The 17,149-nt window shown below is 43.7% G+C and carries 13 protein-coding genes; 6 read left to right on the top strand and 7 right to left on the bottom strand.

The features are described from left to right. Window positions 1–6 precede the first annotated feature (6 nt). From H5T88_05065 to H5T88_05055, 3 genes are read right to left on the bottom strand one after another with little or no spacing between them, the layout of a single operon-like run. Window positions 7–786, bottom strand: coding sequence for a 4-hydroxy-tetrahydrodipicolinate reductase (locus tag H5T88_05065; GenBank protein MBC7329714.1), 780 nt, complete (start codon window positions 784–786; stop codon window positions 7–9). 60 nt (window positions 787–846) lie between these two features. Continuing rightward, window positions 847–2,808 (bottom strand): CehA/McbA family metallohydrolase, encoded by a 1,962-nt coding sequence (locus H5T88_05060; GenBank protein ID MBC7329713.1) that lies wholly within the window; start codon window positions 2,806–2,808, stop codon window positions 847–849. Between the two features lie 13 nt (window positions 2,809–2,821). After that, on the bottom strand, window positions 2,822–4,216 hold the full coding sequence (locus H5T88_05055; GenBank protein MBC7329712.1) for a hypothetical protein: 1,395 nt from the start codon (window positions 4,214–4,216) through the stop codon (window positions 2,822–2,824). Window positions 4,217–4,971: 755 nt separating this feature from the next. Between H5T88_05055 and H5T88_05050 the strand changes: the two genes are divergently transcribed. The 6 genes from H5T88_05050 (at window position 4,972) to H5T88_05025 (ending at window position 11,800) form a co-directional block, all read left to right on the top strand. Continuing rightward, window positions 4,972–5,727: an ABC transporter permease gene (locus H5T88_05050; GenBank protein MBC7329711.1), complete on the top strand. Its 756-nt coding sequence runs from the start codon at window positions 4,972–4,974 to the stop codon at window positions 5,725–5,727. A 2-nt stretch (window positions 5,728–5,729) separates the two neighbouring features. Further along, window positions 5,730–6,461: an ATP-binding cassette domain-containing protein gene (locus H5T88_05045; GenBank protein ID MBC7329710.1), complete on the top strand. Its 732-nt coding sequence runs from the start codon at window positions 5,730–5,732 to the stop codon at window positions 6,459–6,461. Between the two features lie 18 nt (window positions 6,462–6,479). Further along, window positions 6,480–7,874, top strand: coding sequence for an MCE family protein (locus tag H5T88_05040; protein ID MBC7329709.1), 1,395 nt, complete (start codon window positions 6,480–6,482; stop codon window positions 7,872–7,874). Between the two features lie 81 nt (window positions 7,875–7,955). Next, on the top strand, window positions 7,956–8,696 hold the full coding sequence (locus H5T88_05035; GenBank protein MBC7329708.1) for a DUF1559 domain-containing protein: 741 nt from the start codon (window positions 7,956–7,958) through the stop codon (window positions 8,694–8,696). Window positions 8,697–8,713: 17 nt separating this feature from the next. Next, window positions 8,714–9,970, top strand: coding sequence for an amidohydrolase family protein (locus H5T88_05030; protein MBC7329707.1), 1,257 nt, complete (start codon window positions 8,714–8,716; stop codon window positions 9,968–9,970). A gap of 324 nt (window positions 9,971–10,294) precedes the next feature. Continuing rightward, a complete protein-coding gene (locus tag H5T88_05025) occupies window positions 10,295–11,800 on the top strand; it encodes a fused MFS/spermidine synthase (protein MBC7329706.1) in 1,506 nt (501 codons plus the stop codon). 6 nt (window positions 11,801–11,806) lie between these two features. Here H5T88_05025 and H5T88_05020 read toward each other — a convergent pair whose 3' ends face one another. The 4 genes from H5T88_05020 to H5T88_05005 all read right to left on the bottom strand — a co-directional run bounded on the left by H5T88_05020 (window position 11,807) and on the right by H5T88_05005 (window position 17,140). Continuing rightward, on the bottom strand, window positions 11,807–13,003 hold the full coding sequence (locus H5T88_05020; protein ID MBC7329705.1) for a DUF2330 domain-containing protein: 1,197 nt from the start codon (window positions 13,001–13,003) through the stop codon (window positions 11,807–11,809). Further along, window positions 13,000–14,640, bottom strand: coding sequence for a DUF2330 domain-containing protein (locus tag H5T88_05015; protein ID MBC7329704.1), 1,641 nt, complete (start codon window positions 14,638–14,640; stop codon window positions 13,000–13,002). Before H5T88_05015 ends, H5T88_05020 begins: the two co-directional genes overlap by 4 nt. A gap of 64 nt (window positions 14,641–14,704) precedes the next feature. Continuing rightward, entirely contained in the window at window positions 14,705–16,375 is a 1,671-nt protein-coding gene (locus H5T88_05010; protein ID MBC7329703.1) for a DUF2330 domain-containing protein, read from the bottom strand. Window positions 16,376–16,573: 198 nt separating this feature from the next. Next, a complete protein-coding gene (locus tag H5T88_05005; GenBank protein MBC7329702.1) occupies window positions 16,574–17,140 on the bottom strand; it encodes a LemA family protein in 567 nt (188 codons plus the stop codon). Window positions 17,141–17,149 lie beyond the last annotated feature (9 nt).

The following is a 17,149-nucleotide window of genomic DNA, read 5'->3' as shown; positions in this document are numbered from 1 at the left end:
ACCTCCTTAAAATCCTAACAGCTTTTCTAATCCGACGATTACTTCCTTCAACTTCAAACATTTTCTAATCGCCAAAAGGACCCCAGGCATATAACATTCCCTGGAAGGGGCATCGTGGCGAATAGTGAGCGTTTCCCCTTGCCCTCCAAAGATTATCTCCTGATGAGCGACAAGCCCTGGCAGGCGAACGGAATGAATTCTAACGCCCCAGCGTGTATCTCCCCTTGAAGGCTGCTCTTCTCCTTCTTGGGGAATTTCCTTCCCTTCGCTGAGCAATTGAGCTGTTCTTATAGCCGTTCCTGAGGGTGCGTCAAGCTTCTTATCGTGGTGAAGCTCTATTATCTCCACAGCTGGAAGATACTTTACAACTTGTCTTGCTATCTGCATCATCAGGTTGGCGCCCAAGGAGAAATTGGGAGCGATGAAAGCTCCCACTCCATATTCCTTTGCCCATTCCTTGAGCTCCTCTATATCCTCAGGTTTTAAGCCCGTCGTCCCGACAACCGAGACGACCTTATTCATCATGGCTTTCCTTATGTTGTCTTTAACGGATGCGGGAGTAGTGAAGTCAACCATTATATCAGGCGATGTCCTTTTCAATGTTTCCTCAAGGTCACCCTCAATGAGGATTCCCAATTTCCCAATACCTGCCACTTCTCCTGCGTCCTTGCCGATTTCCCTGACATCAACAGCTCCCACGAGTTGGAGGTCTTCCTCTTGGGAAATCGCCTTCACGACCTCCTTACCCATCCTTCCCGCTGCCCCGCAAACTAACACCTTTATCATATAATCAGCCTCCTTTCGCAAATTTTAAATAATTTTAACTTCTAAAATTATCAAGGGCAATTAAAGGGAGCTTCCTTTTTTAATGAAGATGGGATTTGTCATTGCTAATGGGAAGGCGCTATCTTTCTCCATGACTTGTGCTATTACCCATCCATCTTGGAGTTGAAGCCTAAATTCTCCCGAGAACATCTTCATCCCTCCCAAGGGGATTGTATGAAATACTTTACCATTATTAACGAGTTCAATTCTGTCTATCGGTGATATACTATCAACTTCAACCCTTACCGTTACCTCACCTTGAACAAGAGATGTCGTTTCGCCGGGAATCTTGCCATTTATTGAGAGGAATATAAGGGCGCCACGGGAGATAAAGCTATGTCCGTTTAACAAGGCTTTGGTCACATTATCAGCCGTTAAGGGGAGATTACCCAAATAAACATAGGTCCTGCGCGCGCCAACTTTTGAGCTTTTTCTATTATGAGTATCGGTTGCTGTATCGCCGAAGATTTTCCAGCCCTTGTTTAGAAGTTCCCAAAGAAGATAGGCTGATTGAGGCTCCTTTGGTCCATCATCGTTCCAAATTTCCAGTAAGGGAAGCAAAGGCGTTTGCCTCGCTATCTCGGGTGCCTTAGGAGTGCCACCCCAATAAGGATGATTCAATTTTATCGCTACTACTTTACCTTGCCTATTCATCCTCCTTACCACCCTAACTACATCACTAAGCGAGGAGTTGGCGTTCTCCTTGACAGTCCCATTTATTATGTTTGCGTGATAGGTCGTGCTGAATTCCTCACCAGGTATAACGACGAACTCACCTTCCCGTGAAAGGGACATTCCCTCCTTATGTGCGATATGAAGGTGTTGGATGTTGGGACCAACTGCATGGTCTGTAAGGACAATCCAATCCAATCCCTCTCCCATTCCCGCCTCAACCATCTGGAGGGGAGTATCGTTTCCATCAGAATAAATCGTATGAGTATGGGTGTCTCCACAATACCAACCAAGTGGTCGTTTAAGCCTCCTTCTCAACCCTATGCTTAAGCTTTTCACCTCAGCTGTTGTCATCAATTGATAGGGCTCATATTCAAATCCCCTTGAAAAAGTAATCGTGTAAAGAACATCTGGTATGAGAGACAAAACGCAATGCCCCTCAGCATCTGTGTATTGAACATAGCTTTCCAAAAGGGTTTGGGGTGAAGTGATGTCAATTCTTGCGGGAATGGGAGTATTTGAACCCTCTTCAAATGTTTTTACATATACATTTTCAAATTTAATAATGGGGGAGTCTGTGAAAAATAGCCTTAACTCCTGTTCTATTCCAATTGAATAAAAATCCGTAACATCGCTTACAACCAATTTCCAAACCCCCTCCAAATTTTTCCCCTTTATCTCGCAAAACTCCACACTTCCCCTACCCAAACCACCCCAACTCTCCTTAAAGGAAACCTTTTTCGGTGATTCAAAACTAACCTTCACATTATTCGCTTCTTTGGGTCTTAGGAAATTAAATCTAACCCTTTGTATGGGAGGAATTTGAATCGTGAAGATGTGATTGGCTTGTGAGCCAAAGTGAGGGGGAGCAAAGCGAACTCTTGCCCTCGGTTCCATTTTCACATAAAGGTCAACATCCCCTTCCGTGCGAACAATAAAGAAATTGCGAACGGTGCCAGCTCCAGAAGGTGCTTGAGGACCGCTTATGCTCAACCGCCATACCCCCCATTTCCCCATAGTTGTTATTCCGTATTGCGACCATTCACCCTTCTTATATTCTTGAAGACGTTCAGCTAAGCTACCATCTGGGTAATATAAAGTAAAAGAGGATGGTTGGCTAACTTCTTCTTCGTCAGCCTGGTCGTAAATAGCAAGGGTAAAGGAGGAGGTAGTTGGAGGCACGAATATATTCAGGGTTAGGAAACGGTTTGATGAGCTATCTACGAATAAAGCATCGGGCGATTGGCATACCCTTTGAGCCAAGACCAGGGAGGAGCACAGGATAGCTAAGAGATAAACTCTCTTCAACAATTAAATCACCTCCTTAAAATGATAGGAGAATTTGCCAGATATATGTATAGGCTAACGATTCAATCTCTTCCCAAATTCTTTTGCATAGTTCAGCATCTCCCTGAATTTGTGGTAATTCCTTCAGTTTTTCCTCCCAGGGAATACAAACCATGGGTTTATATTTTATCTTTGGTTCACCGGGATTTTCCTTTATCTCCTGAATTCTTGAGTGCCCTCTTGAATAGACGCCATATTCCCTTGCGAACTCGGTCATCGCTCTGATATTCTCAATTTTCGCGTCGTTCTGAATGATAGCGCTTGCATCCAGTATATAACCTCCATCTTTAGCGACCTCATCTATTATCTTCTTGCAATAAGCCCTAACCTCTTCCTCCGTTCCATAGCTCAATAGGTCGTTTGGAATTCCTCCGCTCAAGCAGAATTTATCCCCAAGTTTTCTCTTTGCCTCAAATATATTCCCTCTATCTATGTGGAGGACGATGCTTCTCTCGGGCAATTCAGCGAAGCTGTCAAGATGGGCATCCCAATTGCCCTCGGCATAGAAGAGAACTTGGTGTCCATGCCGCCAGAGCTCCTCTATTATCGGTTTTAAAGTTGGCCAATAGTGGGAGCGAAATGTCTCCATATTCACGAAGGGAACACATCCCCTGTGCATCCAAAAGCCGATCGGAACTTGCTTATTTGGGTCTGCGGTGGAAAGCGCTATATTGAAGAGATGGGGTTGAAGAGCTTCACAAGCCTTAAGGACCTTCTCCGGTTGAGTGAACATATCCATAGTGAGCCCTATATAGCCTCGTAGCTTATCAGCTATGATATCAAAGGGTGCTTTTAAAATTCCGGAGATAGCAGAGACCGTTCCCGTTTCCCTGCGCATTCTCTCCACCTGCGTTCCAAGCGCGCTAAAGTATTTCATCATAGCCATGCCGCCCTTCACAAAGGAAAGATTATTGCGATATGTCACTGGTTCTCCCATCGGCACGGTCTCCTGCGAGACACGTGGCAGCCAAACCTGGTAAAGAAAGGCGGTAGGGTCGGCTATGAGTTGGTCATATTCGTCAGCCTTCATAAAGGCTTTTTCCTCGGGAGGCTCAAGATATTGGAAGCCGAAATCTGGTGGTATATCAATTCCTGGAATGGCGTAGTATTGGAGCCCAATGGCTTGCGTCAATCCCGTCCAAACATAAACCATATTTGGCACAGTTGCATCCCAATCGAAATCCCTACAACACTTTAGGGTAGCATCAAATGCTTTTTCGTAGTCGTGGGTTACTTCCTGGCAGGTATACCCCGCGTATTTAGCAACGAATTCAGCGACGAAAGGCCTTATTGGAACCCTATCAGGCATCTCGTTTTGCAGGGCGGTAGTATATCTTGCCAATCTCTCTAAATATATCTTCTCTTTGTCCATAAGATTCCTCCTCTTGAAGTTTAATCTGTTTCTGTTATATGATAATACTTTTAAAAGAGAGAAGAAAGTCGGTAAAACATTCGCGAAAACAACTGTGTTTTGCAATTATAAACTGCTTTGACTTTTGGGTAGATTTTTGTTTGTAAACGCTTTATTTTTTCCTCTAACGCTGGTTCTCGTTCTGCCCACCGATGTGCTCTTGCTTTATCCCGATGAGTGCACTATTTCGCGAAAGCCCACAGTTCATATATTGTCAGGCGAGCATTACTGAGCTATTCTCCATCTTGTTTTGGACTAAATCATACCCGCCTCTCCTCCTGAGTTTATCGGAAGCTCATCTCTTTTTTCTCCATCACGGATAACAGTCTTTCCCCTACTTATTAAAGTGACATCTTCCTTTTACGGCGCGCAAATGTCCGGGAGCGGTTTTAAAGCTTAAAGTGGATTTAATAGTTCAGGGGGTATGAAAACGAGCTATCATCTCAACAAACTAATAGGGGACAACGAGACGGGTTTCGGAGGAAAAAGAGGATAAGAGGATAAAGGATGGTCTAAAAGTAATTAATAAGGTTATTTGCATGGAACGAAAAGCGGTAGGCAGTTTACATTCACAAGCAACCGAAGAAAGGGACTTTCCAGCACAAACTAGGAACTGGGAAGTGGGAATCCTTCCTTCGGGGGTCTCCACTTCCTCCATTGTTTAAGATTATGCTATTCTTGACCAACATTGTGAGTTGGAATTAAAATTAAAGCAAATGACCGGTTATGCTCTTTCTTTCTTTCGCTTTTGGGCAGACCTCTGGGTTCTATTTTCCTCTGGTCTCTCCTACTTCTTTAAAGGCGAATTGGAAAGGAAAGAAACCATTAAGCAGATGTATGTAATAGGCGTTCAATCTCTGCCAATAGCTCTCCTTACCGTTGCCTTCTCAGGAATGGTGTCCGCTCTCTACACTGCTACCGCGTCCGTTGAGCTGGGGCTTTCCTACTATATTGGGGCAGGTGTTGCTATAGCTATGGCAAGAGAGGTTGCCCCTGTTCTAAGCGGGGTAGTTGTAGCTGCGAGAGCTGGTTCCGCTATGGCAGCGGAGATAGGTTCCATGAAGGTCACAGAACAGGTGGACGCTTTAAGAGCAATCGGCATAAGTCCAATCCAATACCTTGTTCTACCCCGGGTAATAGCAAGTTCACTTGTGCTCGTGATAATGACGGTTTACGCAAATCTAATAGGAGACCTCGGTGGATATATCGTGGCAATTAATTACGGCGTTCCCTCCGCTTCTTACATCTCCTCTATCCTTCATTATCTCAAACCCTACGACTTCTTTATGGGTTTGATAAAAGCTTTCTTCTTCGGATTGATAATCGCTCTCGTAGGTTGTAGGGAAGGGTTGAGAACGGAGGGAGGAGCTGAGGCCGTGGGCAGAGCAACTACTTCCTCAGTCGTAATATCAATAATCCTAATCTTTGCGAGCGATTTCATTCTCGCCAGGATAATGTTCCCTCCAAAGTAGCTATGGAGAAGGCGATAGAAATTAGAAACCTTATATACGAAGTTAACGGAAAAAGAATATTAGATGGCGTTTATTTGGATGTGTATAAAGGGGAGATAATGGGCATAGTGGGACCCTCAGGCGAAGGCAAGACCACCCTCCTTCGTTTAATCCTTCGTCTCATAGAGCCAAAAGAGGGAGAAATAATAATAAATGGCAAAAATATTCTCCAAATGAGCGAGACCGAATTGAACGAGGTTAGAAGGAAAATCGGTATGGTCTTTCAATATTCCGCTCTTTTCGATTCCCTCAAGGTTTGGGAAAATGTCGCTTTTCCCCTTCTGCGCCATCTCAAGATTTCGGAAGAGGAAGCAAAGAAGAGAGCAAGGGAAAAGTTGCGTGCTGTCGGATTAGTTGATGTGGAAGAGCTCTATCCACATCAATTATCTGGTGGTATGCAAAAGAGGGTAGCTCTTGCGAGGGCTCTCGCCCTTGACCCCGAAATCATCCTCTATGACGAGCCAACGGCTGGCTTGGACCCGCCAACGGCGTTCACCATTGAAGAGCTCATAGTAAATACGAGAAACCAATTCCGAGTCACTTCAATAGTTGTTACTCACGATATTGAATCGCTCTTCTCAATTTGCGATAGAGTGGGTGTTTTGCGGGATGGGAAGATAATAAAAGTTGCTTCGCCAGAGGAGTTGAGGAGAACGGATGACGAATGGATAAAAAGATTTTTGAGGAAGAGATGAAAGAAAGGGAGTGATGTTATGGTTGATAAGAGGATAAACGAACTTAAAGTTGGTATTTTCTTCCTGCTCGCCATAATATTAGCTATTATCGTAATCTTCGCTATTCAGGGCTGGTGGACGACGGGGAAAGGATACGAGTTAAACATAATTTTCTCAGATGCAAGCGGCCTGCAGGAAGGAGCACCGGTTCGCCTTTCGGGAGTTGAAGTAGGTAGAGTGATTAAAGTCTCACTTACACCCGATGCAAAAGCATTTGTCAAAGTGCGCCTGAGAAGAGGAGTGGAAATTTATTCAGGATACTCTATAAAGATAGCTGTTCCAATTTTCGGCGAGAGATATATTGATATTAAGCCTCGTGAGCCAAGGGGAACGAAAGTTGCGGAGGGGCAAACCGTTTCGGGCGAGATACCAATAAGCTTGGAGGAAATGACGAGTAACATACAATCGCTTGTAAGCACGTTGAGGGAGGAAATAACTTCTTTCCAGAAGACGGCAAGCTCGCTTCTGAAGGAGGAGATAAGCAATGCGGTAAAGGGAGCTGGAGAGCTGATATCAAGAGCAACTAAGGCAGTGGATAACATCTCCTCTCTTGCTCAAAACGCTAATAAAATCCTTTTAGAAAATCGGGAAAATTTAGCACAGACTACCAGCAACATAAGGGGGGCAACTGGCTTCCTGAGGGATATGTTTGGGGAAAGCAGGGAGAATATAGTTCAGGCGACGAAGAACATTCAGGAGACCACAAGGGAGCTAAGGGGGCGTCTTCTCTCAATATCAAGTCAGCTGGAGGAGATAGTCCAGGATGTTAGGAAAGCTTCTGCAAGGAGCGAAGCTATAGTGAGCAATATAGAATCCGCCTCAATTTCCCTGGAGAAAACTATGGCAAATCTTGAGAGCATAACCAATGATGTGAAACAGCTGACGGGGAATAAAGAATTCATCCAAGACATACAAGCGAGCGTAAAAACTGCCAAGGAAGCATTGGAAGAGGCAAAGATTCTGCTTCAGGAGACATCAAAGAAAGTGAAGGGATTGGGCAAGCTCCAGATTGAGCCAGGCGCGTCCCTCACCTTCAACGAGAAAAGGGAAAATCTGAGGCTCAGCCCGCAGATTTATCTTCCCTATCAGGGATTAACCCTTGGACTTTGGGACATCGGGGAAAGCAACAAGTTCGAGCTCCAAAAGATATGGGATTTGGGCAAAATAAATTTGAGGGGAGGGATAATTCGGGCAAAGCCCGGTATAGGGATGGATTTGCCTCCCTATTTGTCCTTGAATGTATATGATTTGAACTACCCTAAAGGAGATTTCTATCTTAATATCGGGGAAAACCCTTATCTCCAGCTCGGGGTGGAGGATATATTCTCAAATAACGAATTTGTTTGGGGATTAGGCTATAAATTAAGAAAATAGTAAAAACAAAAATTTTGTTGTAATTTTTAGAGAAAAGTTTAAACTTTATAAAACCGCGTTTAAGGAAAGGAGGTGAAAAAGTTGAAAAGGAAGGGCTTCACTTTAATAGAGCTTCTTGTTGTTATAGCAATCATCACGATTCTCGCCGGTATACTCTTCCCAGCCTTCAGCAAAGCAAGGGAGAAAGCAAGACAATCTGCCTGCCTATCCAATCTGAAGCAAATCGGTATGGCGATAATGATGTATCAACAGGACTACGACGGGATGCTGCCATGCGGCTCGGCTTGGAAAGGAGGATTTGCTTGGCCTGTTTGGCAGGGGTATATCTACATAGCACGTTGGTATCAACAGCTGTTCCCATATGTCCGAAATCAGGATATATTTTCCTGTCCCTCCTACAGAGATTGGATTGGAGCTTGGCAGGTTCCTCCCGGCTGGTATAACACACCCGTAACTTATGGACGCTGGACAGCAAATTGGCTTATTTTCACTCCTCAAACCAACCTGCTAGACCCAGGAAGGACCGAGGCGCAAATTCCTGAGCCCTCTACAACCGCTCTCGTATCGGATTCCGCCCATGCCGATGACGCAGCCGCTTACGATGATAGCGGAAGACCTTGGGCTACCTGGTGGAGAGTGGCCTACGCCAACATTTGTGCCGTGGGCTGTAATCCTTCTCTGGCAGTTGAAACATTCGCTCGGCATAGCAATGGTGCGAATATCCTCTTCGCCGATGGGCATGTGAAATGGTTCAATAGCGAATACATCCACAGCAATTGGCTTGGTTTCGTTATTGATAAAAATCCTATATGGTCTTGGTGAGAAGGAGATGATTGAAAATGAACTTCAAGGAAATTTTAAAAGAGGAAATTTACAAAATCCCTATCGTTGATACGCACGAACACTTGATGTCTGAAGAGGAAAGGAATAGCCGCCCAATAGATATTTTCTACTTCTTCGCCCATTACGCATCCTCAGACCTCGTCTCCGCGGGAATGCCACAGGCAACACTGGATAAAATAAGAAATCCTTCCATCTCCCTTGAGGAAAGATGGAAGGATTTCTCTCCCTATTGGAACCAAATACGCAATACCGCTTATGCGAAGGCTCTCATCATCGCTGTTAGGGATTTATTTGGAATTGAGGATATAAACGAAGATACATATCAGGCAATAACCGATAAATTGAGGGAATCGCAGAGGAAGGGATGGTATCGCTATGTTCTGAAGGAGAGAGGAAACATAGCCATTTCACTCCAATATGTCGGAACTATGGATGTTGATAGGGAGCTTTTCCTGCCTGTTGCTTATTATGACCATTTCATCTCAACTCGTTCCAAGTGGGATATCAATTCTTTGGAGAGAAGCTATGATATATCAATTCATTCTCTTGACGATTTTCTCCAAGCTTTGGATGTAGCCTTTGAAAGGGATGTGAAGGCGGGAGCGGTCGGAATAAAGAGCGGATTAGCATATAGCAGGATTTTGCGTTACGATAAGGTAAGCAAAAGCGAGGCGGAAGTTCTCTTCAATCGCATCTTCTCTCACTTGGGCGAGGGACTGAGTTGGGAAGAGGCGAAGCCATTACAGGACTTCATAATGCATCAAGTGATAAGGCGAGCTATAAGCTATAATTTGCCGATAACTATTCACACCGGTCTTCAAGAGGGAAACGCCAATATAATAACCAATGCAAATCCCGTTCATCTTGTCAACCTTTTCTTGGAGTATAAAGAAGCGAAATTTGACATCTTCCATGGTGGATATCCCTATACATCCGAGCTCGCAACTTTGGCGAAGAACTTCCAAAATGTATATATAGATATGTGTTGGCTTCACATCATCTCTCCAAGCGTTGCACGAAGGGCTTTACACGAATGGCTTGAGACGGTCCCCCAGAACAAAATAATGGGCTTCGGCGGTGATTACATCTTCGTTGAAGGAGCATATGCCCATTCCCGCATTGCGAGAGAGGATATAGCGAGAGTTCTCATAGAGAAAGTTGAGGAAGGATATTTTGAGGAAGATGAAGCCCTTCACATAGCTAACCGCCTATTGAGGGACAATCCTAAGGAGCTTTTTAATCTGAAAATTTAAAGGACTTTTTATCCTGTGACAAAGCCGTATTACCTCCTCAATGGGGAGAACGAATATCTTTCCGTATTTTATTGCAAAAAGCAAATATCTTGACAATTTTACATTATATCTCCATCTTCATAGCTGATGATAGTTATGTAATTTGTGGCAAAAAATTGGTTAAAGCTCTCTTTAGCTTGGCAAATAAGGTAATACCCCCTCTCCTTCTACCCATTGTAAGAGAAAAAGGAAAATCTTAATTCTAAAGGGTATATTTTCAAACTCGGCAAATAAAAAATCGTCTAATTTAATGAAAAAGTCTAAAATTTAAGAGAGGTGTATTTCATGAGGATTGCTATGGGCTTCACTGTCTTCATTTGCGGAGCTGGGATAATGTGTCTTGAGATGCTCGGCTTCAGAATGCTTCCTCCCTACTTCGGAAGCTCAATCTATGTCACTGGTAGCCTCATCAGCATCTTCCTCCTCGCCCTAAGCCTCGGCTATTACCTCGGAGGAAGAATCGCCGATAGAAAACCATCGGCGAGAATCCTCGGCTTAATAATCTTCTTTAGCGGAATCGTAATCCTCTCCCTCGCCTATTATTTTCGTCCTCTCTGCCAAACCATTGCCAGCTGGGGATGGCATACAAAATGGGGTTCCCTCTTAGCTTCAACCGTTCTCTTCGTCCTTCCCGCAATCCTCCTTGGTATGGTTTCCCCCTTTGCCATCAAACTTTCAACCCTCGCTCTCGGCGATGTCGGAAAAACCGCTGGCAACCTATACGCTATCTCCACAGTGGGAAGCGTTGTGGGGACGCTCGCAACCTCCTTCTATCTCATCGCCCTTTTTCGCCTCCACCTCATAATCGTCGGTCTGGGAGCTGTTCTAATCCTTCTCGGACTCTCTCTTTTCCCCTTTCGCCCCAAAATCCTTCTCATTTGCCTTCTCCTTTCCTCTCTCGCGAATGCTGGGTATCTTGTTGATATAAATACATTCAGAGTTATAGAAACGAAGGAAAGCCTATATCACTACATCTTAATCGGAGAGGATAAGGATTGGCGGGTTATGCAGTTCAATCGCACTATCCAGAGCGGGGTTTCAAAAAAGGACAATTTGACGAGCATAGCTCCCTATACAGATGGATTTCATCTCGGGCTTGTATTCGCTCCCGATGCCAAGAAGGTCCTCTTCATTGGTTGTGGAGGGGCAACTGGTCCTCGCCAATTCAGGAAGTTCTATCCCAATCTACAAATTGACATCGTTGAGTTAGACCCCGATGTGGTGAAGATGGCAAAGAAATATTTCAATCTCAAAGAAGATGAGAAGCTTAAAGTCTATGTGGAGGATGGAAGGGTTTATCTCAACCGCTCAAAAGAGAAATACGATATTATAATTCTGGATGCCTACTTCGCGGAAGCCATCCCATTCCATCTCACAACAAAGGAATTTATGGATATAGTTAAGAAGCATCTTCAACCCAAAGGAGTCGTAATATGTAATGTGATAGGAAGTGTATCGGGAAGCAAAAGCAGATATCCCCGTTCTCAATACAAGACTTTGAAGAGGGTTTTCAATACGGTGTATGCCTTTCCTGTTGTCTATCCCTACGAAAAACCAGATAAATATGACAGAGAGGTAAGCAGGAATATAATCCTTGTAGCCACGAATGAAAGGAAACTGAGCAAGAACGAGATTGTAGAAAGGGCGAAGAAATTGCAGAACGAAAAGATACCCTACCTCGTCTCCATCGCTTCCGCTTTGATTACTTATGAGATAAAGATAACGGATGTTCCCGTTCTCCTTGATGATTACGCTCCAGTTGACGATTTAATTAAGGTGGCAATAGATTGATGTATTTCAATGGGCTATCTCGGGAAGGGAGGAAATCTTTGTGGTTTTCTCCAAAACGAGGTCATCGGTCAAGAGAGCGAAAGGAACTTTGGCGGAGAGGCGAGTTAGATAAAGGCTCTGACGGGGATGGAATAGGGGTTTTTTATTCTTGTCAACCAAATATTTCTCCAAAACGCCGGGTTTGATATCAAAGGAAACAACTACTCTAAAGGAATCCCTCAAGGTATCTGATATCTTCCTCGAAGGGGAAACTCTATAGGGAGCAACCACTATCACTTCAATTTGATTTTGCTCTCTTTCCGCGATTTCCAAAAGTCTATTGGCTATGACCATCCTCACTAAATTCAAAAAATCCTCTTGCTCCATCTCCCCCTTTATCCACTTCAGGTAGGGTTTCTTCAGCTCGTCAAAACCGAGAAGCTGAAGATGGGTGTTCTCAAATGGAGTCCTTTTTGCAACTTCGTTTTTGAGCTTTTCCATTATCCTATTTGTTGTTACCTCCCATTCCTTCCCGAATATGACGATGTGCCCAACATAGGAGTCTATTTTGCTGATGTTTGAGCTCAAATATTCCCTATTCAAGAAGCTGACGCGAAGGGGATAAAGGATTGTAGATGTAGCAAAGTCTATCCTTATTGGGTTAAGATTCCCCTCCCCTACTCTTCTACCCTGAAATTCGTCTTTAGATATTTTCACCACAACGAAACACCATTTCTTTTCTATATATGGCTTTAAAATGTTAGGTGCGGAAGAGGGAAGCTTGTAGCCTTCTTTATCCAACCAGTTTTTGAGAGCGTATGGGTCGGTTGATTTAATGACCGCTACATCGTAAATTCCTATCTTCTGTCGTGAGATGACCTCAATATCCGCATCTCCCATCGGGATGCCTGCTTCCTCATTTCCCCAATGTCCTGCTCTAATTTCAGGATAGCCACCAAGGGCAATCAGCATTGCGTCAAGCCGTTGGAAGAAGTCGTCGGGTGCCTTTGAAACAATGGGAACTGAAGGAGTTGGAATCAGCCAGGCAAAATCGTTTCCCGCTCCCCTATAACTGATGGAAAGGATGAGGGTTTCCTTGCCCTCATCATAATAGATGAAGGCACGCTGGTCCGCCCTCTCTAAAGGGGATGTTTCCTTCCAGATGATAAACCCATCTGCGAACGAGAGAATGGCTAAAAAGAGGAGGGGAAGGAGTTTTCTCATCCCTTTTTCGCCTCCTTTTTATTTAGTAAAGCAAATACGAGGATACCCGCATAGATAACAAGGAAGGAAGACAAAACATATAGCGGATATCCTCTTGTGTTCCATAAATAGGCAACTGGGTTTATTTTCTCCAGTTCCACATCGGCGTTGTAAAAATTGATGAGAAAAAGGATTATAGCGGAGACCAAAAACCAGAGAAAAGCAAGGAATTGGGAAGTCAATCTTGATGCGTTTATCGTGAAGCTTGGATGCTTTTTATAAGCTATGGAGAAGATAAAGAAGAGAATCACGAAAGGATTAACGAGGAATGCCAAGATGGAGAGGTAGACGAACCAAAGGACATTATTGAGGGCGGAGAAAAAGGGCTTAAAATATCTTTCCATAGTAAACTCCAACATCGTCCTTTTCCTCTGCCCTGTCTCTATTTCCCAAGTGGAAGAAAATGCCGAAGCCTCCATTTCATTTGATTTCAGGAAATAAAAGTCGTCTTTGATAGTGGATAGTTTAGCAAAAATATCGTATTTAGTTAGAAACATATTTCCTTTGGGATTGAAGAGCGGCTTTCCTTTTTCATCTGTCAAATGCGTCTTGATTTGATGGGGTGAAACTTCGTAAATATGGGGGACAGCGAATAACTCGTCTTCCCCGTTTCCCGCTTTTGTATCATCAAAAGCTACTCTATAGGGAGAGAGAATATAGATGGTGGCGTAAAACCTTTCCTTTTGGGACGAATCAACCAAGTTAAATTGAATGTCAAAGGAAATCCTTTTAATGAATTCCTCCAATTCCAGATTGCCTCTTAGAACCTCCTCGTATCCAAGTTTAGTCGCCAAATCGTTGTGCCCCAACCGATATAGAAGGGATTTTTCAAAAGGTTTTCTCTCAATTATATCCTTTCTCGTCTGCTTAGCTACAGCCTCCACAAAGGGGATACGGGATATCTCGGGGTCTAAGGCGTAGGAGCTAATGGAGAAGGTAGGAATACTCACTTCCTTTTTCCACCATAAATCATAATTCTCCAGCTTCGGGTCAATTTGGTAGCGATTTAATTTGGTAAGCAGGGCGGGGAAAACAATCTTCTCAGAAGAGAAGTCCAATCTGATTGGCTCCAATTCTCCTTCCACTTTCTCCCTACCGAAAACTTTCAAATCCAGCTTGACGGCGACGAAATACCACCCTTTATCCGTATAGGGCTTGATTATTGAGGGGGATAAGGCTGGCAATTTATACCCTTCTTTTTGGCACCATTTATAAAGCTCATCCGGGGAAGGAGAGGAAAGAACAGCTATATCGTAATATCCCAACTTTTTTCTCTCCAAAACTTTAGTCATCATTTCGGGTCCGCCCATAACTGGTATACTGGATTTGATTTGTGCCATCCTTCTCGCTTCCTCAATAGTCGTATAAAGCTTTTCAACCTCTTTGAGTATATTCTTCGGAGGCTTTGAAACTTTTGGCTTGGAGGGAGTGGGAATGAGCCATGAGAAGTCGGCTGCTTTTCCCGTGTATGAAGTTGATAGGATGAGGGTTTCCCTATTGTTGGAGAAATAAATAAGCGCCGTCTGGTCTTCTGCTTCTAAATACAGGGGGGATTTGCTTAGAAAGCCGCCATCGGCGAATAAAAAGAAAGTAATCATAATAATAACAATTAAGGGATTCATTCTCTGCATCATTTCCCTTCCTACTTATTAGACGCAGATTCTATGTGAATAAGTTACTCTCTTTCTTTAGGAAAAACACAATCGGTATGCTTCTTGATAGCTTCTCGTACTCTTTAGCCAATTTCCCACATTTTATCATTTGAAGCGAGATATCCCTCTCCATTTTCAGCAATCGCTCACGCAATAGTGAAGCTTCCTCTATTTTGACATCTTTCAAATCGTCCAATATTTTGAATAATCTCTCAAGAAGAACCTTCATCTCCATTTCCCATTTAGCCTTTTCCTGAAGCGTTTCCCCTTGAAGGAAAAGCCGTTCTGCTCTTGCAATTTCCTCTAATAGCGATTTATCCTTCACATAATCAAAAACAATATTCATCAATCTCATTATGACACTTCCCCTTTCCTCCCACAACGCTTTAAGTTTTTTCAACTCTTCTCTTAAATCCTCAGAGATAACTTGTAGACGATTGTGTTGGAGATGTCCTCCCACAATGACGAATATAAGTGAGCCGAAGAAGATGATAAGGAAGGCGGAAAATTTCAGGCTTTCCAAGGAACGGACCAAGATTAGGTCATCTTGGAAGGAGGCAAAGAAGGGATTGCCGTAAACCTTCGTTATGAATGCTTTCTTCGGAAGGGGAAAGTCATCCTCACCATTGTGAACCAAATATTCTCCAATCGTCTTTGTCTTCACTTTAAACGAATAAGGTATCTCAAGGAAGCTGGAAAGCTGGGCGTTCGTTTCCTTTCCTATTTCCACCTTGAAAGGGGCGATGACATAGAGAACTAACAAGTTGCGTTCTTTATCGCTCAGCTTCTCGGCGTCCTCCTTTATATATAGTTCAACAAGTGGTTGGAGCAATTGAGGGTTTCCCTGCATAAGAGCAGTTTGATATGCATTTTGAAGTTCCATAAAGCCGAGACGATAAAGTATGCTCCCCTCAAACTGCCTTTGATTTGTTATATCATCCATCACTCTCTCCCAAACCTTTTTCGCTAACTCTTCCTTCTCCTTTCCGAAAAGCACAGGATGACCACATATCTCATCGTAAATGGCTACCCTCGGGCTGAGGGAGAATCTATTTATGTAGCTTATTTTTAGGGGATAAACTATGCGTTTAGAGGGAAATTTCAGCTGGATAGGGGCGAATTCCCCTTCCAATACCCCCATTCTTCCCATCCCATGGCCGTTTATCCTCACAGCGGTGAAGCACCAGCCTCTATCTATGTAATACTTTATGATTGGAAGCGCAGTGGAAGAGATGACGAAGCCTTGACTTTGGCACCACCGGAATAGAGCATTTGGGTCGTCCGAGGAGATAACGGCTATATCATATAATCCTATTTGTTTTCTCTCCCTCACTTTTACATCCCCTACCCCACTATTGAGGGGTAAAGAATCCAAAGTGATGTCCTTTACATCTTCCTTGATTTGGGTGGCAATCCTGTCAACTTCGTTGAATATATCGCGTGGGGCAACTGATACCTCTGGAGGTGCGGGAGTGGGCAAAAGCCAGGCGAAGTTGGATTCTATTCCTCGGTAGCTGATGGAGATTATGAGTGTTTCCCAACCTTTATTGTAGAGTATAATCGCTTTCTGGTCGGCATCGTCAATGCTTGGTTCAGTGTCAATATCCCACACGAAACCGCCATCGGCGTAGAGAAAGGCACCGAGGGCAATGAGGAAAGTCCACAATAACTTTCTACCCATTTTTTATCTCCCTCTTTTGCAGGTTCAATAATTTGACGAATTTGAAAGAGAAAAAGTTCCAATCGTTTAGGGTTTGTTTTCAGAATTTATAAATAAGCAAATGGTCTAAGAGCATTTTGACTTCTCTTGATAAACTTTATTTTTACAAACTAATATCAAATGGTTTCGTTGCTTATGTTCCTATCTTCACTTTCTCTTTTAGAATTCTACCTTCGGCGGCTTGCTTGCAGTTGCCTCTGCTTGGAAATAAGGCTTCTCTTTATCGAACGGAAGGAAACGCATAAAGAAGACGATTGGTATGCTCTTCACCGCTCTATTATACTCCCTAACAGCTTCATTATATCTCATTCTCTCCACTGCGATGCGGTTCTCTGTTCCAGCCAGCTCGTCCTGCAGGCGAAGGAAATTCTCAGATGCTTTCAATTGGGGATAGTTCTCCACTATCATCAAGAGCCTGTTCAATGCTCCGCTTAGCTCATACTCAGCCCTTGCCCTTTCTTCCACAGTCCTCGCCCCCGCCAGCTTAGCCCTTGCCTCCGCGACTTTCTCAAAAATCTCCTTCTCATGTTTCGCATAGCCCTTTACAGTCGCTACGAGGTTGGGAATTAAATCGTTTCTCCTCTGGAGGACATTTTCCACCTGTGCCCATCTCTCCCTAACCTGTTGGTCAAGATAAACGATGTGATTGTATTGCACCTTAACAATAGCGTAGAGGAAAACGCAGAGAAGGAGAACGATTATGAAAATGGCAAGAGATTTTCTCATAAAATTATT

The sequence above is a fragment of the bacterium genome (genome assembly GCA_014360495.1).
Lineage (GTDB): Bacteria > Armatimonadota > JACIXR01 > JACIXR01 > JACIXR01 > JACIXR01.
This window is presented reverse-complemented; position numbering and strand designations above follow the sequence as displayed.